Source organism: Dyadobacter psychrophilus, assembly GCF_900167945.1.
Lineage (GTDB): Bacteria > Bacteroidota > Bacteroidia > Cytophagales > Spirosomataceae > Dyadobacter > Dyadobacter psychrophilus.
The window spans coordinates 1,595,079-1,621,580 of sequence record NZ_FUZA01000002.1 but is presented as its reverse complement, the minus strand read 5'-3'; the positions used below and the strand labels follow the sequence as shown (position 1 = coordinate 1,621,580).

Sequence of the window (26,502 nt, the reverse complement as noted above, 5' to 3'; positions counted from 1 at the left end):
CTAGTCTTGGTTCTTACGCACTTCGCGGTTGGTAAAATTAATTGTAAAAGCAGCACCATTCCTGGTCTCGTATTGAACCCTGCCGCCCATTTGCCGCGCAAGGTCATTAATGAGTTGCAGGCCAAGCGTTTTGGCTTTTGAAACATCAAAATCCACCGGTAGACCGGGCCCGTTATCAGCATAAGCCAACTGATATTTTCCTTCTTCCAATGTGTGCATTACAATGTCAATCTTGCCTGACTTGCCCTCCGTGAAAGCATATTTAAAGGAATTGGAAAGTAATTCATTTAAAATCAGACCGAGCGGAACGGCCGAGTCAATATCAAGGTTAAGCTCGGGGACATTTACTGTAACTGCTATCGTTTTTTGTCTTTGAAATACACTTTGCACCTGCTTGCATAAGTCATTGATAAATTGTCGGAGATCAATGCTGCTGAGATTTTCGAACTGGTAAAGGTTCTGGTGAATAAGCGCGATGCTTCTGACGCGGTTTCGACCTTCCCGCAACGCTTCTTTGGCGGTTTCGTCGGTTAATGTCTTGCTTTGCAGTTCGAGCAATCCCGAAATCACCTGTAAATTATTTTTTACCCGATGGTGGATCTCTTTCATCAGCACATCCTTTTCGAGCAGTAAAGCGGACTGTTCGGCCAGCGATTTTTTTAATTGGACAGTGCGTTCGTTCACCGTTTCTTCCAGCTTTTTTTTGTCCCGTGCCAATTGCTTCAGCCGCAGCTGGATGACCAGATAAATGGCCAGCAAAAATAGTAATGCGACAATCAGGATAAACCACCATTGCAGGTAAACAGGCTTCAAAACAGTAATTGGAATGCTTAATTCACGCGTATTCCAGGCGCCTTCCCGATTCTGGGCTTTGATCCGTAAAATATAGTGGCCATAAGGCAAGCCGCTGATCCGCACAGAATTTTCGCTAATATAATTCCAGGTTTCATCCAGGCCTTCCAGCTTGTATCCATACCGGTGCCCCTCATCTTTGGTGAAATCCAGCAATTGAAAGTCCAGCGTGAAGAACTTGTCATCCGGTTGAAGAATGATTTGCGGCTTACGCAAAAGCGCTGTGGTTTTGTTGATCAACTCATTTTTGGATCCAGCAAACTGATTAAATGCGATCACGCGCAACGGCACCTGAAACGCAGTGATATCGGCCCTGAAATCCTTCGGATCAAAAGCATTCACACCATTTAACCCACCAAAAAATAATTTGCCGTCGCTGCCTTTAAATGACGAAGTGCGGTTGAACTCATTATTGGTAATGCCGTCAATGGTCGTATAAGTTTTGACTGAAAAATCTTTCCGGTTGAAACGGATTAACCCGTAATCCGAGCTGATCCACAGGTTTCCGAATGCGTCGGACTCGATCCTGTATAAGACGTCGGAGGGAAAACCTGACGTAATGTTAAATTGCCTTGTTGCATTGTTTCCCGGATTCCAGTGATAGAGCCCTTCACCGTTTGTAGCCAGCCAGAACGAGCCATCCGCGTTCTGGTAGGCGTCCATCAATGTCAGTGCGTCGAGGAAAGGCGATTGCAACTTTGTGATAATTAGTTGACCATTGTTTCTCACGGTTTTATTCAGGATCAATTTGTAAAGCCCGTTCTCAGCCACTGCCCAAACGGCGCCTTGTTTGTCTCTGAAAAAGCGATATACAAAACGGGCATTGGGCATGGACGGATCGGATATAGATAATGTGTCAAACCTGCTTGTCTTGGAATTGAACAATGAGAAACCGTTTGTTCTTCCGAGCAGTAACAGGCTGTCATTCAGCGAATGCATAGCCCATATCTCCGAACCGAGCCCCGCAGGAAAGCTGATTATTTTGTTTTCACCCGGTTCATACCTGGAAAGACTATATCCACCGGTGTATAGTGCTGCGTGATGTTTGACCAGCGCATAATTTATCTCGGGATGCCGGATGGCCTGCATTTTCTCACGTTGCTGACCGAACGTATGTGCCCATATGTTAGCAAAAACATTCCCGTTTCCTTCGGCGTATATCCCGCGGGCCTGGCTGTTGGGTTCCATGGATTGCTGGCCGGTAGAAAAGTAAGGCTTGAAGCGGTTCTTCTTGAGCCTTATTTGAAGCACACCCAACGAAGTGCATGCCCAGAGATTTCCCAGTGCATCGGGAAAAAGGCGGTAAATAAACAAATTCTCAAACCCTTTCAACTCGGCTTTGTCAAGCACTTTGATAAATGCCTGTTTATTCCATACAAACAATGCATCATTGGCATTGTAAAAAAAAGACGCGCTGCCATCGGTTGCCGTCCCAGCCTGATACCAATATCGGCCTTTTACAGGGTTAAGTTGATATTGGTTCAAATCAGATACGGGTGTAAGCCGACCCTTTGGAGAGAGGAGATCAACGGCAAAATGGTCCGGGTCATCAGATGTGTTGTAAGTGATCAGCGCCTCATTTTGCTCTGTAAAACCGATCGGTAGTGAGCGTAGCACATTGTTCTGCCTGAAAGAAATGGCCGTGTCACCGGTCAACAGATATTGCTTTTCCTGATTGACCAGTTTGAGCAGGGCTTTTCCTTCGGCAAAGCTGCTGTATGGCCCCGTCGTGCGGCGGTCGCTTGCGCTGACGACATGATCCCAATCCTTCATTTCGTAGCGCAGCCGGAAACCTTTTTTGGAGGAGAATTTCCACAGCCGGAAGGGAAGTGCGGTCAGAAAACTCACTTCACCGGTGCCGTCATTGGCAATCCAGTAGACATCCTGCTCCTTAAATGGCAGGTTGGGGAAAGCCTCTGTGAGTGTCTTCACTTCATGGGTCGTGGCATCCATTACATCCACTTTCCCGTTTGTAGTGAGTTGGAAACCAGTGCTTCCATATTCGATAAAAAGGCGGTTCGCATCGTCCCTTGCCAGTTGCACCACCTTGTTATCCTGCAATCTGTTTCGTTGCCTTGTGAAAAGCAGTGAATTTTTCCCATCATACCGGTTTAAGCCATTCCTTGTGCCAAACCATAGAAACCCAGCCGCATCCTGCACTCCGCAGAACACTTCATGAGAAGCCAGGCCATCTTCAATAGAGAGCAACCTTTTTGTGACTGTGTAGTCGGCATTGGCCTGTGACGGATCACTTTGGGCCATCAACGAGCATCGGCTGGCCAAAAATGCCAGGGACCACAGCACCCGAATGAGAAAGGTTGATTGCTTTGACAGCTGAACCATCATATTGCTATAAGCTAAGCTTATAGCAATAATAGTGCATTTCGTCAATATTTTCCGGTCGTTGATCAATCCCGTTAAGTTTTTTTCCGTGTGTTGTTTTGTTTCGCAGCATGAGAGATGAATCAACTTTGAACCGGCGTAATTTTATTAAAAATAGTGGGATAGGGATTGGCGGACTCATTGTCGGCTTTTCTTTTTCCAACAAAGCAATGCCTTCCCGCGTACAAGCCGCGTCTGCCGATGGGGCGCAGCTGCATGCCTATCTGCGTATCAGCGAGGATAATGTTGTTCATATTGTTCTTCCCAAAGTTGAAATGGGCCAGGGCATTTGGACCACCATTCCAATGCTGATTGCGGAAGAGCTGGATTGTGACTGGGACCAGATAAGGGTGGAATCAAGCAAACCGGGAAGGGAAGAAGATTTCCGGGCTTCTGTCGTAGAAAGGTCAACGGGCGGTTCGGAATCTACGGTGAATGAATTTGATAAATGCCGGCAAGCGGGCGCAGCAGCACGGCTAATGCTGATCAATGCAGCGGCAAAGCGTTTCGGCGTGTTACCGGAACATTGCAAGACCGAAGCCGGATATGTGATTTCCGGAACGCAACGACTCAGTTATGGAGCCTTAGCCCGAGAAGCTGCAACATTAAAAATTCCATCCGAGGTTTTATTGAAAGATCCCAGAAAGTGGAAATATATTGGCAAGTCGAAAAAACGCTTGGATACGCCTGAAAAGATAACCGGGAAAGCAGTTTATGGAATGGATATTCAATTTCCTGGGTTGCTGACGGCCGTTGTAGCACATCCTCCTGTCTTTGGTGCAAAGGTTAAATCGTTTGACGCCGTCAAAGCGTCGCAGGTTCATGGTGTACGTCAGGTTTTAGAAATACCCAGTGGGATTGCAGTGATCGCAGATCATTATTGGAGTGCCAAAAAAGGAAGAGACGCTCTGACAATAGAATGGGACCCGGGTAAGGCATCGGTGATGGACAGCGAGACATTATTGCAGGAATACAGGGAGTTGGCAAAGACAAAGGGTGCATTAGTGGCTGCAAAAGGCAATGTTATGCAGGCTTTGGCAGAATCATTATTTAAAATTGAAGCAGAATTCAGCTTTCCATACCTGGCACATGCGCCTATGGAGCCATTAAACTGCACAGTCAGGATCGGTGCCGAAAGCTGCGAAGTCTGGACTGGTACACAATCACCTTTACAGCATCAAATCGAAATTGGCGCATTTCTGGGATTAAAGCCCGAGCAGGTTTTGCTTCACACGCCATATTTGGGAGGCAGCTTTGGCAGGCGGGGCTCATTCAATTCCGACTGGATTATGGAGGCTGTTCACATTGCCAAAGCCAGCGGCAAGTTCATTAAGCTGGTTTGGTCGCGCGAGGACGACATCCGGGGCGGTTATTACAGGCCAGCTTATGTTCATAATGTCCAGATCGGGATTGACAATGCGGGATTTCCTTCGGCCTGGCACCATAGCATTGTGGGGCAGTCGCTTTTCACCGGAACTCCCCTGGAATCACTTATCGCCCCAAACGGCATCGATTATAGTTCAGTCACGCGTGCTGCTCCATATTCCAATGCGTTCAAAGACTATTCTTTCGAGCTGCATACCACGTCAGTCAATATTCCGGTCCTGGCCTGGCGGTCCGTGGGCGCTACGCATACCACATTCGTTGTTGAAACGCTCATCGACGAGTTAGCCACAAAGGCCGGTATGGATCCCGTGGAATATCGCCGGATCTTACTCAGAAACGCCCCGAGGCATCTATCCGTATTAAATCTGGCGGCCGGGAAAGCAGGGTGGGGTAGTCCGCTTCCGCTGGGACGGTTCAGGGGCGTCGCTGTTTGTGAGGCAATGGCCAGCTTTGTATGCCAGATCGTTGAACTTTCGGTGGAAGACAAGCAAATTACTGTCCATAAGGTCGTTTGTGCAATTGATTGCGGATTAGCTGTTAACCCCGACGGAGTGCGTGCGCAAATGGAAGGAGGCATCGTATATGGGCTTACAGCAGCTCTTTTTGGAGAAATTACGATAAAAGACGGCGAAGTTCAGCAAAGCAACTTTCATGATTACCGCGTGATGCGCATGAACGAAATGCCCGTTATCGAAGTCCACATTGCGGAAAGCGCAGAGCGTATGGGCGGGGCTGGTGAGCCAGGGGTGGCACCCATTGCAGCAGCATTAGCTAATGCACTTTTTGCCGCTGTCGGAAAACGGGTCAGGCAGTTGCCAATTCAGCTGGGTGATGTTTGAAAGGTTTATATTTTCGATCCCGGACTTTGGTAGGAATATTATTTTTTGTCCAAAAGACGATTGTTCACCACCCGATCGAGCACCGCATCCCGATAACTGCGACTGATCGGGATGCGGTGCGATTGGATGAAGATCTCATTGCCTTCGATCATATCAATTTTTTTAATCGAAACCATATATGATTTGTGTACGCGCAGAAAGGAAGTTGCATCCAGATACTTTTCCAGACTTTTAAGATTGTTCAAAGTAGTGTAGCGTTTGCCTGCCGTGAAAATGTTGACATAATTTTGCATACTCTCCACATATAGTATTTCGTCAAAAATTACCTTTTCGTATTTCGTACCGCAACGGATAAAGAAATGATCTTCTGTGACGGCCTTCTTTTCATTGTCCAGTTTGTGCGCTGGTTCCGGCAAAAGGGGATAGTCACTAACATTATTCGCTGTCAGGAAGTGATTTTGGTAAGAGACAGTCAGTTGCTCTTCACTGGGCTTGCGTTTTTCAAGCTCCCGCTGCTGATTGATTTTCAGCAACTTAATAGTCATAGCCAAGGTCATACTTGCAAATGCTGATGGCAGCGCATATCCCATGAAATAGTAAAAGCAATTCGAATTTTCGCCGTACAGTTCACCAAGCGTTCTGCCGGTCGCCATTGAGCTGAAATAATAGCCGGAAACGATAAATAATGCGGTTGCAACGATAGTGAGCGACAAGTAGGCGAAGTAGGCTGTGTGTTGCCTTGTTTCAAGGTATTTTGGTATTAAAAAATAAAAATTAAAATACACAGCAAGTGCTTCAAATACGACGTAAAAGGCATATTTGAGTCCATATGGAAGGAAGGCAATGTTGGCCGCAGCTTTATAAGGATTGCCGAAAGCCACACTGAGCCAGATATAATGATACAGGCACCAAAAAGGAATATGGTGGAGCTTATAACTGAAAAACCAATGTTGTCCCACCTTTTTGCTCCATAATCTTTCCATCCTAATAATAACATTTGATATCACAAGTTAGATTTTCTCCGACAGCAATGCATCACTTATTGATGAATGGGTTCAAATTATGGATGAATGCCCATCCCGGGCCTCACTGCACCAAATCATCCAGCGCCTGAAAAATATTCAGCGGATATTCCGCGATCCTGTTGCATAAATAGAGATACCACTCTTTGCCGTAAACGAAATAGTGCTTGGTGGGGAAGCCTTCGCTTTTCAGCTGCTGCAATTGGTCATTGCGGATGCCATATAGACTTTCGAACTCGTACAATGTCCGGTCAGATCTGTGCAGTTCGATCAGTTTTTTGGCTTCTTGCTGGATCACATGATCGTGTGTGGCGATGGAGCAAAGGTGATCTTTTGATAAAAGAAGATCCAAATAGCCCAGATACGCATCATTAAGTGCCTTTCCACGTGGTAACGACAGGCCATTAGGTGTTTCAAAGGCACCTTTTACAAGCCTGATGCGGCCATTATTTTGCATAAGGTCATGAATGTCTTCCTGCGTCCGGTACAAATATGCCTGCAATGTAATGGCCACATTCTGGTGTTTCTTGGCAATGTCCTGATAGGTTTTCAAAACCGAATCGGTCCGGTCGGTTCCTTCGGCGCTGATTATTACTTCGGTCCCGGCTTTGGCGGCTTCTGTGCAGATCAGGTCCAGATGATGCAGGCATAACTCCGGGGAAATGGCCAGGCCAATGTGTGACAGATCAAGCGAAATCGTGGAATTGAGTTCAATATGGCTGATAGCACGGCATATGCTGACAAATTCGTCTGTCGCCGATAATGCTTCTACTTCGCTCCTGGTGCTTTCTCCGATGAATTCCAGCGAGCATTTAAATCCATCCTCACTAGCTACTTTAACCTTTTCGACGGCCTCGGTCAATGTATCGCCACCGATATATCGGTTTGCCGCTTTTTTCAGAATTTGAAACAATGTCTCATTTTCCAGCAGATATTCTTTTGCGGTTTCATTTAAGGCCGCTTTTCTAAGCGCGTTGGCTCCGATTTTCAATAAATCCTCCAATGTAATGTCGTTTAAAGTGGTCGGCCGGTTTGCCGGATGATTTATGACAAATATCGTCCCTTACGGCATCCAGGTCATTATGCCGAGCCTCCCAATGACTGATCGGCTTTATTTGACAGTGTTTTTTACAGCAATAGTCCGCGTGATTTTTGCTTCCTTATTCGGGATAAAATATTGATAATCAAATATTTATGTTAAATCAATAATGTGTCGATATCTGTAAGCGACTTCGTAAGTGGTAATAAGTCAAATCAGCATCCTTTCTGACGCTTCGGAAAACGAACATCTTCCGTTCGGAATCGTACAGTCCGAAAGGTTGAAATAGCTCTCACAGCACGTGATGCTCCTTTTTGAAAATGGTATAAAAGTTTTACAAATGCATTGAATAGCGACCTAAACCGATTCTATGTTACAGAACTACTTCAAAATTGCTGTAAGGAGCATTTGGAAACACAGGCTTTTTTCGATCATCAATATTTTTGGGCTGGCTTCCGGGCTGATGGTCTGTTTCCTCGCAATTGCTCACATCAAAGGAGCACTCGACTACGATAATTTTCACACAAACCGCGACCGTATCTACCGGATTATAACGGATGTCCATACAAAGGAAGATGACAAAACGGCCTTTGCGACGACGCCATTACCCTTGGCTGAAACACTCAAAAAAGACTATGGCTTTGTTGAAAATTCGGCAAGGATTGTCAGGACTTACGGGGAAGTGCTGGGTAATGAGAAGCGCCTGGATTTTCTCACATTCGCCGTTGACGCTTCCTTTTTTCAAATATTTGGTTATCCGGTTGCGCAGGGACATGTTCCGACCAGGCCGGGAACTGCTGTTATAAGCCAGCAAACGGCTGAAAAGCTTTTCGGCAAAAAGGATCCGATCGGCCAGGTTTTGGAGCAGGACGGCATCGCGCCTTCGATCATTACCGGTGTGATAGCTGATACAACTTCCCGCAGCCACCTTCGGTTTGACATTTTATTTGCGTTGCCCAAAGACAAAATGAATCTTTTTGATGAGGGTAAGGGCTGGAATGAATATGGGAAAAGTTATACATATGTGCTTGTAAAACAGGGGATTTTAGAATATCAGTTACAAAACATTCTTCCCGCAATTAGCAAAAGAGAAAGCGCTGGCCTGGCTCCTGGCGGGATAAAATCGCTCGGTTTCCGCGCACAACCGCTCACAAGGATTTCTCCGGCGATGGAGGAGTTAATGAACAGCACGTATGAGGCGCAACTCAGCGGATTAACAGTCGAAATGAGCGTCGGGCTGGTCACATTGATCATGGCGGCTTTCAATTACATTAATCTTACACTGGCCAGATCCATGAGCCGCGCCCGTGAGGTTGGGATACGCAAAACGTCCGGAGCGCTTCGGTGGCAGCTGTTAGGACAATTTATGGCTGAATCGGTTATTTTGTCGCTGCTTGCATTAGGCCTTGCTTACATTATGCTTGAACTCGTCAAGCCGATGGCTTTTGTGCAGCAATGGCTGATCGGTGGGGTGGTTTGGGACTGGAAATTGTGGGCATCGTTTGTCACATTCAGCATTGCAGCCGGATTGCTGGCGGGCTTGATCCCTGCAAAAGTGCTTTCTAATTTTCAGCCGGCAGAGGTGCTCCGCAGCCGAAACGGCCTAAAAATCATACGGGGTATATCTTTACGCAAAACGCTCATTGTCTTGCAGTTCAGTATTTCTCTGCTTGCGATGATCGCATTGGTGACCATGATGCGCCAGCAATATTACATGGCAACCGGTGATTATGGGTTTCAAAACAAAAATGTGCTGAATATCCCGCTAAACAACATTCCATACGAAAGGCTTTCCAACGAAATCGGCAAGTTGGCTGGCGTTGAGCACGTTTCGGGTATATCCGAGCCATTTGGCCACCACGGAGCAACGGAGCGCATTAAGACCAAGCGAGCGGACGAGAACACGGTCACTTCGTTCATCTTCGATGTAGCGCCGGATTTCACGAAAACATTGAAATTAACGCTCGTTGCCGGGAAAGATTTACCAGAAAAATTCACTGCGGGCCATCAGATCCTGATCAATGAAGAAGCCGTTAAAAAATTTGGTCTGGGCGACAGCAAATCGGCCGTGGGTAAATCCATCTGGTTGAATGACAGTACGGAAGTGGAGATTTCCGGGGTTGTAAAAGACTTTCGTTTCAAGAGTTTCAATTGGGAAATCAAACCGCTTATTCTCAGACCAGAGATTCCGGGACTCCGCTATATGCACGTGGCAGTCGCATCAGGATCAGAGGACAGGGTTTTGGCAGAAACAGAAAAGATTTACACAAAACTTAATTCCTACGAAACTTTCGAAGGCAAATGGTTCGACGACTTCCTCTACGAACGGCATGCCCATATTGACGATATCAGCTTTATGGCTTTGTTGCTGGGTATTTCATTTTCAATCGCCTGTCTAGGGCTGCTTGGAATGGTGACTTATAATACCCAAACTCGCATAAGGGAGGTTGGTATCCGCAAAGTAATGGGCGCCGAGGTTGCCCAGATCATCTGGCTTTTGTCGCGGGATTTTGTAAAACTGCTTAGCATTGCGGGGGCTATTGCGCTACCGCTCGGTTATTTGGCTGGTTATGCGTTCTTGATGAATTTTGCATATCATATTAACATTGGCTTTGAAACATTGGGACTTTGTTTTGGCGTGCTTCTTCTTCTCGGCGGGTTGATTATCAGTACCAGAACTTACAAGGCTGCGACCGGCAACCCCGTGGAGGCGCTTGGAAATGAATAGCGAACAAAACCATATGTTGTAGGCTCCGTATTATTTCAATTCCAATCTATTTGCGTTATTTGTATGGCTTTGATCGTCAGGTCAAAGCACTATACTCCTTCCTCGCAAATATGATGAAAATTTACACTTCCCTTCTACTGTTAATGGTTGGCTTACAGGTCTATGCCCAGGAAAAAGCCGCACCCAAGCTGTATCTGAGAAACGGTACGATCGTTCCCAAAAACAACATTATCAATGCTGATCCCCGAAGTGTGAACGCCCGGAAAACGGATGGGGAAGAGCGGGTTTTTATCATCATTCAATTCAACGGCATTCCGTCTGAAACAGACAAGGAAAAGCTACAAAATGCAGATATAACGCTTTTAGAATACATTCCTGAAAATGCATACACAGCCGTTGCGAACAAGGGGATCAACATGGCGACGCTGCAAAACACAAGTGCAAGGTCAGTGGTTTTCCTCAATCCCGAACAAAAGATTCAGCCCATCCTGCTCACCGGCAACATTCCGGATTACGCCACCCACGGCACGGATAAAGTGGATGTCAATATCAGTTTTCCACATTCATTTTCCTTCGAAGAAATTAGCCAAAATCTGGCGCAGAATGGCATCGAGGTTATTTCCGATGCCTTGAAAACGTACCAGATTATGGAAGTCAGGATAGCGAAGGACAGCCTGCGGGCATTTACACGTTTTCCATGGATCCAGTACATAGAATTGATCCCGCAACCGGAAGAACCGCTTCTGGATAAAAGCACTACCACCACCCGGGCCAATGCGTTGCATTCATCGAAATTGTCAGGTTACAGTTTGACGGGAGAAGGCGTTGTCATCGGGATCGGGGATTACGGAAATCCACGGCTTCATGCCGATGTCAGGAAAAGGATTATCAGCGACGTGCCCATGGCCAGCAACGCCCACGGGCAGCATATGACTGGCATTGCGGCGGGGGCAGGGATTATTAATGAGAAATACAAAGGTTATGCACCAAAAGCACTGGTCGTTTCGCGGGAGCATAGCGAGATATGGAAAAATGCTGCTGCGCTGGTGAGGGATTTCAATATGGTCGCCACCAACAATTCGTACGCGCCCGGTGAAGGTGGCGGCGGCTGTCCGGGTTTCGGTTCCTATACATTTTACTCTTATGTGCTGGACAGGCAGGCCTTTGAGCTTCCGTTTCTGCAACATGTATTCGCTGCGGGAAATAGTGGTTTAGCAGCGCCCTGCAATGGTTTTCCAGGTGGTTTTGGTAATGTGTTGGGCGAATATATGTCTGCCAAAAATGTCATTACGGTAGGCCAGACCTACACCGACGGCGTGATTTACCCGACATCAAGCAAAGGTCCTGTGCAGGACGGGCGCATTAAGCCCGAGCTAACTGCTCCCGGCACATCCATTGTTTCCACTGTGCCTGTGAACAGTTACCAGGGAGGAACGGGTACGAGTATGGCAGCGCCAGCCGTGGTTGGCGGGCTGGCATTGTTATACCAGCGTTACAGGCAGCTTAATAACCAGAGCAATCCCAAAAATGCGCTCATGAAAGCCCTGCTTTGCAATGGCGCGGCCGACCACGGGCCGGGCGGCCCGGATTTCAGCTACGGGTTTGGTAACATGAATTTGCTCCGCTCGGTGACGATGCTGGACAAAAGACATTATTTCACGGGAACACTGGCACATAAAGCGAGCGAAGTTCACCAGATAAACATCCCTGCCAACACCGCCGAGCTGAAAGTAATGTTGTATTGGAACGATCCGGCACCTTCGATCCTGGCAGGGGGCAAGACCCTGGTAAATAACCTGAACCTCACACTGACACCCAATGGCTCGTCCGCGAAATTGCCGCAGTTTCCGATGTCTTCCAACCCGGAAACGGCTGCGGTTACGGGAATAGATTCTGTTAACAATGTGGAGCAGATCGTGATTGAAAAGCCTGCGGCGGGTAATTATTCGCTAAAAGTGCTGGCTGAGAAAATACCGGACGGCACACAGGAATATTATCTCGTATACGACGTCATCGAGAATTCCACAACGCTCACATATCCCGTTGGCGCAGAACGACTTTCAAAAGGAGATGTGGTGAATATCTCATGGGATTCCTATGGTAACAAAACCAGCACATTCAGCATACTTTATTCCCTTAACAGCGGTGAATCGTGGACCTCGATTAATGCCAGTGTGGCCGCCAACCTTCGGCAACTGGCCTGGACTGTGCCCGACGCAGCGACCCGGCTGGCCAAAATTCGCATTGTCCAAAACGAAACCGGCGTCACCCGCGACAGCGATGTTTTCACGATTCTCGGAACCCCGGCGCTCAGCTTAACGCCTGCTCAGTGTGAAGGTTATGCCGCCATTCAGTGGACGGCCGTTCCGGGAGCAACGGAATACGAAGTAATGGTGCTGGATGGGGAACAAATGAAATCTGTCGCGAAAACCACTGAGCTCAAATATCTTTTCAGCGGGCTGGCCCCGGACTCAACGTACATTTTCTCGGTAAGGGCACGGAAAGACACGATCAACGGACGACGGGCCATTGCCATCAGCCGCCGGCCCAATACGGGAACCTGCGCAGGAGCGATTTCGGACAAAGATCTTAAAGTAGAATCGATTGTTTCGCCAGCCGAATCAGGTAGAATGTTTACCTCAACAAGTCTTTCGGCCGCACAAAAAATCACCGTAAGGATTAGAAATATAGATGACCAGACGACCACAGGCGTTGTGGAAGTAGGTTATGCCATCGGAAGCGGCGATCCGGCTGTACATTGGGAAACGCTCGGTTCTCCCGTTCCCGGTGGCAGCTATCTTGATTTCACATTCACGAAGGAAGTCAATATGCGCACTCCCGGGACTTACCCGATCAAGATTTTGGTCAAATACAGCGGCGACCCGGTTGAAACGAACAACATGCTCACCAAAACATTCAAACAGCTTCCGAATGCCGCGCTGACTTTGCCTTACTTCGAAAATTTTGAGTCGGTTCCGGCTCAGCAGATTACCGCAGACAAGGAGGAAGTGGTTGGGGCGGATGCTTATGTGTTTTCAAAATTAACAGCGGACGGGCGGCTAAGAACGTTTGTCGAGCCTGTTGCAGCCTACTCCGGTTCCAAAGCCCTCACTGTTGACGCGCAAAATATCACAGTAACATACAATCAGAACGTTATCACCGGCACTTACAACTTATCCGGTTACCAGATCAATTCGGACGAGTTAAGATTAACTTTCCGATACAAGGTCAATGGCCCGGACTACAACAAAGCTTACAGTGTTCAAGTAAGGGGAAATGAAAATGACATTTGGATTTCAGCTTACACCCTATACGTACGGGAGGATGAGGTGACCGATAAGGGATTCTCCGTAGCATCCATTGAACTTAGTGAAATACTGAAACAGAACAATCAGCAATACTCTGCTACTTTTCAGGTTAAATGGTTGCTGGAAGCCAATTATAACGCGCCCGGAGAAGGGCTGGTTTTGGATGATATCAGCTTATTCAAAGCGGTAAGCGATCTGGCGATCACGGACATTACGGCTCCGAACATTTCGCCCTGTGACTACGGCGGGCAAAACCAGTTCAGCCTCGTTGTTAAAAATAATGGTAACAGCGATTGCTATAATGTGCCCGTCAGATATTCTGGTAACCACAGTGCCCATCAGGCCGGCTGGATTCCTGTCATCCGGAAAGGTGAAAGCCTTAATATCAGTTATGCTTACCCATACGATATTTTTGTGAGCGGCACGCATAATTTCTCTGTTTGGGTGGAGAAAGCCAATGACATCAATAATCACAATGACACTGTGCACGTTGTGTTGCAGACGGCGGATCAGATCAGCCAATTTCCGTATCATCAGAACTTCGAAAATGGCGAGGGCGGCTGGTATAGTGGGGGAACCAATAATTCATGGCAGTTTGGCACACCCAGTGCACCCAAAACCAAAAGCGCTGCCAGCGGGACCAATGCCTGGAAGACAAGCCTGACAGGGAATTACAACAACAATGAGCTTTCATATCTTTACTCGCCTTGTTTCAGCATTCCGTTCATGGAAAATCCAAGGCTCAGTTTCAGCACTTCCATTGACTTCGCGAGTTGTCAGAGTGGCGTTTGCGATATGGCCTATGTAGAGTATAACGTGGGTAATGGCTGGCAAAGGCTCGGCTCGAGAGGTGCTGAGACCAACTGGTATACTGCCGAAGCAGAAGGTTCGGGCGTATGGAGCGTGCAGGATTATACGCGCTGGCATGTGAGCACAATTCCGCTGCCGGTACATAGTTACCAGACCATCCGCTTTCGGTTTGTGGTAAAAACAGACGGACAGAATAACCGGGAAGGCATTGCCATTGACGATATTCATATTTATGACCTACCCCAGGAAATTTTTGCGCAAGCTCCCGGATCCGTAAAAGTGGAGCAGTCGGGACTCATTCCAAACAACTGGAATTTCTTTTTACAGGATAATCGCCTCCTGGCAGCCATCAATCCGCGCGCGCAAGATATGGGCGTTGTCTCCTTACAGAGTTATCTCAACGACGGTGCGACCAAAAATAACAATGGTCAACATTATATGAACCGGAATTTCATCATTAGAGCAACTAATAAAAATCTGACTGATTTTGTGAGCGTCCGGCTTTATTTCACAGATAAGGAAGTTGAGAAATTGATCGGAGCTCCTGCGGTAAACGGCGTGGAGAAACCACAATCAGCGTATGACCTGGGGATAACCAAATATTCCGGCGCAAACGAGGACGCGGATTTATTAAATAATGCCAATTTCACCTGGTCTTTTTATCCAAAATCTGCCATTACAAAAGTGCCTTTTGGGCAGGGTTATTATTTGGAGTTTATGACAAAATCATTTTCTGAGTTCTGGTTCAGCAAGGAATATGCTGGAACAGGAACACCATTGCCGGTTGACCTGATTGCATTTTCAGCTAAAAAGATAAATGCAGCGGACGGCCCGGACCACGCCCGGCTCGATTGGAAAACAGCGTCCGAAAAATCATTCAGTCACTTTGAAATTCAAATGGCCGAGGGTAATCAAAAAATGCTTAAAAACGAATTTGCAACGATTGGAACATTGTCAGGAACAGGTGAATCATCCGCGGAAAACAATTATACATTCACGGACCGTTCTTTAAAGGGAAATCTTACTTACTATTACCGCCTTGCCATGATCGATACAGACAAAAGCGTCCGTTACTCCGCTGTACGCGCCGTTAGCTTCGAGCAGCAGCAATCCTGGCGAGTATTTCCTAATCCTTCCGACGGTAAATTCAACATTGAATTTAAGGCTGATAAGGGAGAAAATTTGCAGTTCCATGTGCATGACCTGAATGGCAGGCTGGTCAAAAGCGAACAGGTAAAGGCAACTGGTCTCATGCAAAAGCGGGAAATAATGCTTTCACCTATGGATATCGCCTCTGGTTTGTATCTCATTCAGGTAATTTCAAAAGACGCTGAACAAACTTTTAAAGTAGTTATGAAGTAACGGAACCAACATTCCGCAGCCATCCGATATCACTCTGTCGCGAGCTTTTTGCCCTGCGCTTCCAGAATCAGTTGCAGATCAGCACTTTCCTCTGTGACGTGTGCATATGATCCCTTGCCGATCTGGCTTAGCTTTTTAAGCTTTTGGCCGGTGTGCGCATTTCTGCCAAATGTGAAAATAGTCAGGTAAAGATCCTGCTTTGCATTCTGGCCAATCATTTGCATAACTTCATCACTGACTGGAAATTCACCATCCGTGGCGAGAATGATCCGGTTGTTCCCGCCGCGGATATACTGCTTGTTAGCCGTTTTGTAAGCCAGTCGGATTCCCTCATTGCCGTCAGTATCCCCGTCAGATTTCAGTAAATCGATCATCCGCGCGATTTCAGCCGATTTGGAGCCAGACGTTGGTTTCAAAACAACACGTGCTTTGCCGGAGTATAGCACAATCGAAATCTGGTCTTCCGGTCGCAGCAATGTTAACATGGATTTGATAGAACGTTTCAGCAGCGGCATTTTGTAAGGCGAATTCATAGAAGAAGAAACGTCCAGCAAAAGCACCATATTATTGGCCGCAAAGCCGTCCAATGATCTGGTAACCTGCTGATTTGTAATGCTGCGGTCAACAAAGACAGTGTCGATACGGACACGCTCGACATAAACGGTGTCGATTTTTGACTGCGTAACTTGCGCCGTAGCGGGAGCTCCCGGGTTTTCGGTCGGAACTTCCGGGTTTTTAGGCTTTCCCGTGGCAACAATTTCAGGCTCGGGATCGGTAACCTCTTGTTTTTGGCCCGGTGCAGACTGCCCCGGTTTAGCCGGGTTTAAGGTTTTTGATTTATCAGTTCTTGCAAAAACAAACAAATCCGGCTGGTTAACAACTTTGAGTAAACTTCCTTTCGACAGTTCAACGAATTTGTTGTATTGATAGACCAGCTCATTATTATAGAAGTAATAGAAAGCTTCAAACGGGTGGCGGTTTGAGCCGGAAGAAGCATTTTTTACCTTTTTTGTCAACTCCGCAAACCGGGCTGAATTTGCTGCCAGATCTTCATACGGCGAATACGGACACAAGCCATTACTGCGGCCATAACGCTGCAATCCCTTCAAATTCTGATATTCGTCAGCAATCAGTTGCTGCGCATTTTCTTCGATTTTTGCTGTTGCCGGAATCTGTGAAGTTTCCTGCCTTAACAATGCTTTTACACCAAACAAAACGTCCCGGTCATCGTCCATTGCGTTCTGCAAAGCCTTTCCAGATATGATCCACGAGCTTCTTGGATCGGCATTTGGGTAAGCTTCATAAATGCGCCTCAAATCGTTATAGAGCTGTTCTTTCTTTTTATCAAATGTGTCAAAAAGCACCAGATAACGATCCAAAATTGCGTCCGACCGCTGTAACTGATCTTTCAGATACTGCTTTTCGGATGTGTATGCGATGAGCTCAATGCTAAGGTTATCCATTTCTTTCAGCACATTCATCAGCACTTCGGTTTGTCGGTTAATGGATGCACGATATGGTTCAGGAACGGCCGCGCTGGCAGTCACGACGAGCGCATAAGCAGATGCCGGAATTTTGAAGTTTTCGTGCGAATATTCCAGATTGGCCCTTGCATTGCTTCGAACCGGATCCCGGTAATGTTCGGCAGAAAATTGATAATTGCGAAGCGTCAACTGCAACGAATGCATTTGTCGTAACGACTCGTTCACAAATTCAATGTGATCGTTAAGCGTCCGGATTAATGCTGCCGGAGCCGGTGCGCCGGCCTTTTTTGTGATGAACGACAAAAGGGCCTTGTCTTCAAATGCCGCTGTTTCAGCAGCATTTTTAGCTGCTTTTGCAGTTTTTTCTTTTGCAAAAACGGGGCTGAATGCAGGATAGTAAAGCAGCCTGCGTTTGCTTTGGCTATAATTGATAAAAGAAGCATGAAACGCAAGCAAATCCTGATTGAACTGGTTCATCAATAGCACGTAAGACTCGTTCCCATGCGCCGCCGACTGCTTCGCTGCAAACGTATAATTATCAATCGCCCGGCCCTTTAATGATTGCAAAGAGGCAATTGCCGTTTTGAAAGCGCTCAACATGTCGTCAGCCGGATATTCCAGTCTGGGCTTTGTGTTGTCAATGGTTGCTAAAAATTTCTCGTCCGCCAGCATGCTTCGCCGCACGGTTTCTACCGGCCAGTCGTTACGGCTTTCTACATTTAAATAATAAGGCAGCGAATCGAGTAACGCTTTCTGGCTAAGGATAACCTGCTCCATCGCCTTTTCGGTAAGCAAATACGGATCAGCAGCGGAGTAGGGCTGATGCTTTCGGTAAACGTGCTGAATCTCCTTATAAAACGCATCTTTTTCCTCACTAAACCGGCCGAACATTCTCTGGATTTTCTTCACCAATTCGTCTGATTGTTTCAGATTGTCATTCTGATATCCTTTCAAACGCACGTGTGTTTCGAGTTGTTTGCAGATCACATCTATATCATTAAACAGCTCCCAAATTACCCTCGCAGTTTTGTTCAACCGGTCCATTTCAGCAGCAGGCAAACCATTTCCAGTCATCGCTTTTTTGAAATAATATTCTTCCAAAGGTCCGGAAGATGGCAATCTGAGGTCGGAAACAGGCTTTTCCCTGAATTGACTTACTGCTTCCTGATATCCTGCCAGCATTTTGAAACGCCCGGTCAGCACTTCGGAAGACTTGTCGAGGAATGTTACATAATGGTTCAGAGATTGTACGGGCGCCTCATTTTGCGCCAGGGCGGCGCTGCATTTGGCAAGAAAAACGAACAGGAGGAGATAGCGGAATTTCATGATTTATAATGTATGCGGTGTATAGATTGACAATGCACGAATGTCGGAAAATTCACGGAAAAATGTCGTCCCGGCTTTTGGATACAACCTTCCCTGATTTGGATACACCAAATTTTTTAGCGTACGGTAGTTTTGTTATGTAATAAAAACACAAAAAAGATGAGCATTAAGAAAGTTAAGTTAGGAAACCAGGGGCTTGTAGTGCCCAACATAGGATTAGGTTGCATGGGCATGACGCAGATTGCCGGTGCGGATATTTATGGAAAAGCGGATGAAGGCGAGGCCATCAGAAGCATTCATCGCTCTCTGGAACTAGGCGGAAATTTTCTGGACACCGCCGACCTTTACGGTCCGTTATTGAACGAACGGCTCATTGCAAAAGCCATTAAAGGCAACCGCGACAGCTACATCCTCGCCACGAAATTTGGCTTCGAAATAGATGATAACGAGCAACTTACCTGGAAATTCAATGGTAAAGTGGATTATGTTAAAAAAGCCATTGAGCGGTCTTTGAAAAATTTGGGTACGGACTACATTGACTTATATTATCTCCACCGTCTGGATCCGGAAGTGCCTATTGAAGACACTGTTGGCGCGATGGCCGAACTGGTTAAAGAAGGAAAGGTGGGTTATCTCGGACTGTCTGAGGTTTCATCGCAAACGCTTCAAAAAGCGCACGCAACGCATCCGATCACCGCTTTGCAAACAGAATATTCGTTGTTTGAAAGAACTGTGGAGGAAGCCGGAATTCTGGATACATTGCAGGAACTGGGCATCGGTTTTGTTGCTTATTCACCGCTGGGACGCGGATTTATTTCCGGTGAAAGGATCAAGAGCCCGGACGATTTTCCTGCCAATGATTTCAGACGTTCGATCCCGCGTTTTCAGGGCGAGCAGTTTTACAAAAACCTTGAACTGGCCGATGCCATTGAAAAGCTGGCTTTGGAAAAAGGTGTATCTTCATCCCAGCTCGCGATTGCGTGGATCATTGCCAAAGGACATCTTCCCATTCCAGGAACCAAGCGGGTAAAATACATTGAAGAGAACATTGCAGCCGCGAACATTGTATTAACTGAAACGGAAGTCGAAAACCTGGAAAGCATCGTTCCGCTCGGCATTACGGGAGCACGTTACGACGAAGCAGGAATGGGCTGGATTGACGAATAAAATATGAAAAAGCATAGAAACAATCCTTTGGTAATCAGTTCCATAGCTGAAATTCATCGCATGTATGGGATCAAGGAGATAGAACACCCGATGGTGAGCGTGGTGCGGTTCGATGAAATCTACAATTCTCCCGTCGATATGAGCGACGGCTGCGTGCTGGATTTCTATATGATCGCTGTCAAGAAGGATTTCCAGGGTAAGGTTCGTTATGGGCAGAGTTACTATGATTTCGACGAAGGCGTTTTATCATTCATTTCTCCGGGCCAATTGTGCTGGGAGGAGCGTAACGACCGCCCTTGCTCTGGATTTATGCTGATGTTTCATGCCGATTTCTTGCTGGGCTATCCGCTCGCGAAGGAGATCAAAAACTATAAATATTTCTCCTATGCGGTCAATGAGGCGCTTTATTTATCCAAAAAGGAAGAGAATGTGATCTATAACATTCTTGAAAACATTGAGCAGGAATATAAGGCCAACATCGATAATTTCAGTCAGCGCGTTATCATTTCACAAATAGAAGTGCTGCTCAATTATGCCGACCGCTTTTATCACAGGCAATTTATAACCCGCAAAACAGCGCATAACGACGTGCTTGTTAAGCTCGAAGAATTGCTGGATGAACATTTCAACAACAATGCAAACCTCGCATTGCCAACCGTGAAGGACGTTGCGTTGAAACTGAACGTATCACCCGATTACCTCAGTGATATGCTGCGTACTTATACGGGACAAAACACCCAGCAACACATTCATAATAAACTCATTGACAAAGCAAAAGGCATTTTAAGCACCACAAATCTATCCATTGCCGAAATTGCTTATCAATTAGGATTTGAGCATCCTCAGTCTTTTAATAAGATTTTCAAACGTAAGACAACGCTCTCACCCCTGGAATTCAGACAGTCATTCAACTGATTTTCAATCCGATGCCCATACAGCTTAGCCTTAGCCGGTTTGAGAACTGCTGTGTGGGCATTTAATTTATGATATTCAACGGTTAGCTTATCTCAGCATTCTCCTTTATAGATTATAAATAATAATCCTAAACCCAGAATGCATGAGAAAGACCCGAGTAGCCGCTGTTTTTGGCTATATTTTATTCTTATTCAGTACATTACCAATCCCTTCCGCTTCCGCCCAAACAAAATCCAACGAAGCTTTCACCCTGAAAGACGGGGATCGCGTCGTATTTCTAGGGAATTCCATTTTCGAGAATGATTTCCAATATGGTTATCTGGAACTGGCCCTTACCACGCGTTTTGCTGATAAAGGCGTAACGTTCAGGAACCTGGGCTGGACGGGCGACAATGTTTGGGGAGAGGCGAGAAGCACTTACACCAATCCGCCGACACCTTACGAACATTTGATGGAAGACATCACCAAAACACAGCCTACGGTTGTTTTTCTGGGTTATGGAGGTGTGGAAGCACAGGATGGCCGGGCCGGAGTTCCACATTTTAAAGAAGGTTTGAACAAACTTCTGGACAAAATTGAAGAATTAGGAGCAAAAGCCGTATTACTATCTACAATTCCAGTTGTTTCCAGTGACACTGCGCAACGCATCGACCAGCGCAATGCCGATCTTGAATTGTATTCCAAAGCCATTTCAGAAGTCGCTTCACAACGTAACAAGCAATTTATCGACATTTATAATCCGATTTTGAACACCAGCAAAAAGGAGTCGATCATTGAAAACACTGTGCATCTGAACGAACTGGGCTACTATTACCTCGCAACAACGCTTGAAAAAGCATTGGGCCTGGATGCAGCGAAAGCCACGACGGGCATTACAATGTCAAATAACAAAGCCGAGGTTTCCAACGGCCGGTCCCTGACCCCTGACGAGGAAGGCGTTTTAGCAAAATTCGCGGTCGATAATAAATATCTGCCGTTGCCATCACCAAAGTCGGCCAGCTGGATAGTTGACAACGCCCGGATAGTGAGGATATCCGGACTCAAAAAAGGTTACTACACATTGGTTTCGGAAAACAACCAGGTTGCCTCGGCATCTGCAAAGGAATGGGAAAAAGGTGTTGAAATAAAGCAGGGGCCACAATTTGCACAGGTCGCTGAAATACGCAATATGATTTTGAAGAAGAACGAGTTACACTTTTTTCAATATCGCCCTTTGAACCAAACTTACATTATTGGCTTCCGCCGCTACGAACAAGGACGTCACGTGAAAGGGCTTGAAGAACAGAATATTCTGATTAAATGGCTCGAAGGCCAGATCATTCTCAACAGCGAGCCGAAGGAAGTGGTTTATGAGTTGAGAAAGATGGATTAACCCATTACAAATGATATTTATCAAAAATTATACAGGCAGTTGCGAGCTGCCTCCAAAAATATGAAAGCAACCAAGTTACTATACGGAGCGACGCTGATGGCGACGATCCTGCTTACCACCTCTTCTAACAAGGTTCAGAACATTAAGGAGGATCCCGATCCCGATGTTCAGAAAGAACTGGCTTCCTTCAAAGTGGCCGAGGGATTTGAAGTTACACTATTCGCCTCCGACCCGATGGTTGCCAAGCCGATCCAGATGAACTGGGACGCAGAAGGGCGCTTATGGGTCGTGAGCAGCACAGTTTATCCGCATTTAAAAACGGGCGAATCCGCCAATGACAAGATCTTTGTTCTGGAAGATACAGACGGGGACGGTAAAGCCGACAAGTCAACCGTTTTTGCCGAAGGACTTATTCAGCCAACCGGAATTTTGCCGGGTGATGGCGGCGTATATGTAGCCAATTCAACCGAAATTCTCCATTTCTCGGACACGGACGGCGATGGAAAAGCGGATAAAAAACGCCGCGTACTCAACGGTTTCGGAACGGGTGACACGCACCATTTGATCCATACGTTCCGCTGGGGGCCGGAAGGAAGAATGTATTTCAACCAGTCAATTTACATTTACAGTCACGTGGAGACGCCTTTTGGCATAAAACGGCTGGAAGGCGGCGGCGTGTGGGCGCTCAATACGCGTAACCTGGACATGGAAGTGTATGCGAAGGGCTTAGTAAATCCGTGGGGATTGCAATTTGACCGCTGGGGACAATCGTTCCTGACGGATGGAGCAGGCGGAGAGGGTATTAACTACGGTTTTCCGGGAGCAACATTTGTAACCGCCCCGGGTGCAGCGCGCATCATGCGGGGCCTCAATCCGGGCCAGCCCAAACACAGCGGCTTGGACGTGGTTTCGGGTAAACATTTGCCCGACGCATGGCAAGGCAGAATGATCACGAACGACTTCCGTGCCAACCGCATCAACAGTTTCAAACTCGAAGAACAAGGTGCAGGCTACGCTTCAAAACAAGCAGACGACCTCATGTGGACGGACAATGTTGCATTCCGTCCTGTGGATATCAACGTGGGCCCGGATGGCGCGATATACGTGGCCGACTGGTATAACCCTATCATTCAGCACGGTGAAGTGGATTTTCACGACCCGCGCCGTGACCAGCAGCATGGTCGTATCTGGCGGATCGTGGCGAAGAACCGTCCGCTTGTTACCAAGCCACAGCTGGCCAAAGCCAGCACAGCCGAACTTTTGGAATCATTGAAATTACCGGAAGAATGGACTCGCTTGCAGGCTAAGCAGGTTTTGAAGGCAAAAGGTGCAAAAGAAGTGGTCCCTGCTCTGGAAAAGTGGGTGCAGGGTTTGGACAAAAATGATGCGAATTACGAGCATAATTTGCTGGAAGCGCTTTGGGTTTATCAGACGCTTGAAACGTTTAATCAGCCGATTTTACTGGAATTGTTGAATGCAAAAAGCCATAATGCACGCGCAGCAGCGTTGCGGGCGCTGGAATTGTGGTTTCCAAAAGTGCAGAATGTGCCCACCTTGCTTGCTAAGGCTGTAAAAGACGAACATGCGCAGGTGAGAATGGAAGCAGTCATTGCATTGCGGAAAACCAAAACGGCTGATGCTGCCAAGAATGCATTGTCGGTTCTGGATGGCCAAATGGATGAGTTCCTGGATTTTGCATTGTGGCAAACTGTGCGTGAATTGGAGCCGATATGGCTTGCAAAACTGAATACGGACCCGAACCTGTTGGGCGATGCCAAGAAAACGGCTTATGCATTGAAGTCGGCCACAAGTCCCGAGGCGGCTTCGCTGCTTGTTCAGCTTTACCAGAAAGGCGATGTGCCTGAGGGTTATCAAAAAGATGTGCTAACGAGCATTGCAAGGTTAGGACAGCCGTCAGACCTGAATATGTTGCTGGATCTGGCATTAACAAATAAAGATAAGAATGTTGCTGCACAGCTCGCCGCATTGGAAGATGCTGCTGGCCAGCGGAATGTGAAGCCAGACAAGTCGCCGGAGCGCATCGCCAATTTTATTGGAAATGACGATGAAGCCGTAAGCCTGAGCGCAATCCGGTTGATCGGACTTTGGAAGCTGACACAGCTGAATGATCGCCTTACCGGTTTGATCCAGACAGGAACACCGAACACAAAGAGAGCCGCATTGGCGTCGCTGACAGCCGTTGACAAGGATAAGGCAACAAAACTGACGGTTGACATGACGGGCGCTAAAAATGCACCGGAAGTGCGGATGATCGCAGCAGCGCAACTGGCCAAACTGGACCCGAAAGAAGCGGCACGCATAGGAACAGAACTTATGCGGACATTGCCAGCAGACACGGATATGAGCGACCTTTTCATGGCATTTATCTCCACAAATCCGGGAGCAGCGGCATTAGCCGACGCCATTGCCGCCAAGAAAATCCCGGAAGCCACCGCAAAAGCCGGTCGCCGACTCGTGCAAACGCGCGCGGGCTGGACGCGCCAGAACATTGACGAAATGCTTGCGCTGAAAAAAGCATTGGAAGCCTCAGGTGGTTCGATGCCGACTCAGAAAATGCCACAGGATTTGAATGATGATCAGATTGCCGGACTTGCGAAACTGGTGAGAGAAAAAGGTGATCCTGCAAAAGGAGAGCAAATTTTCCGTCGCGTAGAGGCTAGCTGCACGACTTGTCACGCCATTGGCGGAGCGGGCGGATTGATCGGGCCGGATTTGAGCAGCTTAGGAACGAGTTCGCCGCCGGAAACGATCATTCGTTCTATTTTGTATCCTAATTTGTCAATCAAAGAAGGTTATGATCTGAAACGGGTGGTGAAGAAAGATGGCTCAGAAATGTTGGGTTACCTGGCTAGCGACGGTGCATCGGAGGTGATTATACGTGACGTGACGGGTAAGGAAGTTTCCATTGCCAAAAGCCAATTACAGGTAATGGAGAAAGTCCCAGGCTCCCTGATGCCTCCCGGCCTTACCGCCAGCCTCGACCAGACTGAGTTTATCAATCTCGTCGGCTTCCTGACAAAAATGGGAGAGTCAGGCGATTTCCGCGTTCCCAATACCAGGTTCGTAAGACGATGGGAAAGCGTTACTGCCGACAAGCAAACAGCCAGCAAAATGAGTGAAGGCGCGTTTACTGTAAACAAAAACGCAAAAGTCACTTACGCTCCGGTTTACAGCAAGGTTTCCGGCGAATTACCACTAGACGAAGTGCCGGTCGTAGAAACTACAGCCGGAAAATCATTCAGTATTGTGCGATTTGACATTGAAGTGCTAACAAAAGGCAATGTGACATTGACGTCAAACATTTCAAACGGAATAAGTGCTTACATCGCCAATAAACCAGTGAAAATGTCCGGCGAGAACATTACGGCCCCACTAAGCCCGGGAATCCAGCAGATTACGCTGGTTATTGATCGGGGCGTGGTAAAGGATGGCGGTTTGAAGATCGAGTTGAAAGACGCAGACGGCAGCGCGCAGACGCGGTTGCGGATGGGGAAGTGATTGGCGAGTAGTTAATTAATGTTTAAAGCAAAAGCGACCCTTGGCAATTTATGGGTCGCTTTTGTGTTTTATTAAGCTCCCGCGTACGCCCCGGCAAACTCCTTAGCGAAATCTTCCAATTTATAATCACCCAACTTCTCCGGCCGGTTTTTCCAATATTCCTCCTGCATTTTACCACTCCTGAGAGCTTGTCCCATAGCCAGATAGAGTTTGGCGAAGCTTTCATTCAGGCCTGCGCCTAGCATTCCTTTGTAGGCATCATCGTCGGAAAACGTGATCCAGGGCGTGTTTGGTTTGGCAACGGCGTTACCTAAGACTGCTGCGATTTCGCTCGGGTGGCGTTCGTCGTTGGCAATGTTTGTGATGTTTTTTCCTGTGAAGAGATGCAGTAGTGCATCCGTTGCCACTTCGGCAATGTGGTCGGTGTGTGTTAACACCAGTTTTTCATCTGTATCGCCGAAATTGTTTCCTGCAATGCCCGCGTGTTTGATCATTCCGGCGAGGCTGAACAGGTTTGAGAAGAAGTAGGAGGGGCGGAGGAAATTGACATTAAGATCAGGCAGTTCGGGTAATTTTTCTTCCAGATATCCCAATGCATCGATCGGCCCGGCACCTTTCCGCATCTGTGCGCCCAAGCTGCTGAGCAGCACGACGTGTTTGATGTTGCTGCTTTTTAATGCGTCTAAATATTTGTCAGCAACTTCCAGCTGGAATGCTGCGTAGTCAGTGAGTGCAAAGCTGCTTGGGATCATTAAATAAGCTACGTCTGCATTTTGAAATGTGGTTTTCAAAAATCCGGCGTCGGTTACAGAGCCGATGGCGGCTGTTGCGCCCAGCGATTCGATTTCTGATTTTTTATCTGCACTGCTGCTGATAACGGTTACGTCGTGTCCTGCTGCGACTAAGTTTTTGGTAACAGGTCTGCTGATATTTCCTAGTGACCCTGTGATGATATATTTCATGTTCTTTTTTTGTTTAATGATGTTGCAAA

12 protein-coding genes are annotated in these 26,502 nt (G+C 47.1%); 7 read left to right on the top strand and 5 right to left on the bottom strand.

What is annotated here, in order from left to right:
* Window positions 1–3,198, bottom strand: a complete 3,198-nt coding sequence (locus B5X68_RS13705; protein WP_082215220.1) for a histidine kinase dimerization/phosphoacceptor domain -containing protein — start codon at window positions 3,196–3,198, stop codon at window positions 1–3.
* A gap of 107 nt (window positions 3,199–3,305) precedes the next feature.
* Here B5X68_RS13705 and B5X68_RS13700 point away from each other — a divergent pair, with 107 nt between their 5' ends.
* Window positions 3,306–5,459, top strand: a complete 2,154-nt coding sequence (locus B5X68_RS13700) for a xanthine dehydrogenase family protein molybdopterin-binding subunit (protein WP_082215219.1) — start codon at window positions 3,306–3,308, stop codon at window positions 5,457–5,459.
* A gap of 38 nt (window positions 5,460–5,497) precedes the next feature.
* Here the strand turns inward: B5X68_RS13700 and B5X68_RS13695 are convergent, their stop codons facing one another.
* Both B5X68_RS13695 and B5X68_RS13690 read right to left on the bottom strand, forming a co-directional pair.
* Window positions 5,498–6,442 carry a LytR/AlgR family response regulator transcription factor gene (locus B5X68_RS13695; protein ID WP_229208397.1) on the bottom strand — a complete coding sequence of 315 codons (945 nt, stop codon included), beginning with the start codon at window positions 6,440–6,442 and terminating at the stop codon, window positions 5,498–5,500.
* A gap of 103 nt (window positions 6,443–6,545) precedes the next feature.
* On the bottom strand, window positions 6,546–7,484 hold the full coding sequence (locus tag B5X68_RS13690; RefSeq protein ID WP_082215218.1) for a proline dehydrogenase family protein: 939 nt from the start codon (window positions 7,482–7,484) through the stop codon (window positions 6,546–6,548).
* A gap of 406 nt (window positions 7,485–7,890) precedes the next feature.
* Between B5X68_RS13690 and B5X68_RS13685 the strand changes: the two genes are divergently transcribed.
* Both B5X68_RS13685 and B5X68_RS13680 read left to right on the top strand, forming a co-directional pair.
* Complete coding sequence (locus B5X68_RS13685) at window positions 7,891–10,248, top strand: ABC transporter permease (RefSeq protein WP_082215217.1); 2,358 nt, start codon at window positions 7,891–7,893, stop codon at window positions 10,246–10,248.
* A gap of 110 nt (window positions 10,249–10,358) precedes the next feature.
* Window positions 10,359–15,728 carry a S8 family serine peptidase gene (locus B5X68_RS13680; protein WP_141110282.1) on the top strand — a complete coding sequence of 1,790 codons (5,370 nt, stop codon included), beginning with the start codon at window positions 10,359–10,361 and terminating at the stop codon, window positions 15,726–15,728.
* A gap of 29 nt (window positions 15,729–15,757) precedes the next feature.
* On the opposite strand, the gene B5X68_RS13675 is transcribed toward B5X68_RS13680, so the two are convergent.
* Window positions 15,758–18,538 carry a vWA domain-containing protein gene (locus tag B5X68_RS13675; protein ID WP_082215215.1) on the bottom strand — a complete coding sequence of 927 codons (2,781 nt, stop codon included), beginning with the start codon at window positions 18,536–18,538 and terminating at the stop codon, window positions 15,758–15,760.
* 159 nt (window positions 18,539–18,697) lie between these two features.
* Between B5X68_RS13675 and B5X68_RS13670 the strand changes: the two genes are divergently transcribed.
* The 4 genes from B5X68_RS13670 to B5X68_RS13655 all read left to right on the top strand — a co-directional run bounded on the left by B5X68_RS13670 (window position 18,698) and on the right by B5X68_RS13655 (window position 25,511).
* Window positions 18,698–19,705 carry an aldo/keto reductase gene (locus tag B5X68_RS13670; RefSeq protein WP_082215214.1) on the top strand — a complete coding sequence of 336 codons (1,008 nt, stop codon included), beginning with the start codon at window positions 18,698–18,700 and terminating at the stop codon, window positions 19,703–19,705.
* Window positions 19,706–19,708: 3 nt separating this feature from the next.
* The gene (locus B5X68_RS13665) at window positions 19,709–20,620 is read left to right on the top strand and encodes a helix-turn-helix domain-containing protein (protein WP_082215213.1); all 912 of its coding nucleotides are present in this window, start codon (window positions 19,709–19,711) and stop codon (window positions 20,618–20,620) included.
* A gap of 142 nt (window positions 20,621–20,762) precedes the next feature.
* On the top strand, window positions 20,763–21,992 hold the full coding sequence (locus B5X68_RS13660) for a GDSL-type esterase/lipase family protein (protein WP_082215212.1): 1,230 nt from the start codon (window positions 20,763–20,765) through the stop codon (window positions 21,990–21,992).
* Between the two features lie 60 nt (window positions 21,993–22,052).
* The gene (locus B5X68_RS13655; protein ID WP_082215211.1) at window positions 22,053–25,511 is read left to right on the top strand and encodes a PVC-type heme-binding CxxCH protein; all 3,459 of its coding nucleotides are present in this window, start codon (window positions 22,053–22,055) and stop codon (window positions 25,509–25,511) included.
* Window positions 25,512–25,582: 71 nt separating this feature from the next.
* Here B5X68_RS13655 and B5X68_RS13650 read toward each other — a convergent pair whose 3' ends face one another.
* Window positions 25,583–26,473 (bottom strand): NAD(P)H-binding protein, encoded by an 891-nt coding sequence (locus tag B5X68_RS13650; protein WP_082215210.1) that lies wholly within the window; start codon window positions 26,471–26,473, stop codon window positions 25,583–25,585.
* Window positions 26,474–26,502: the final 29 nt, after the last annotated feature.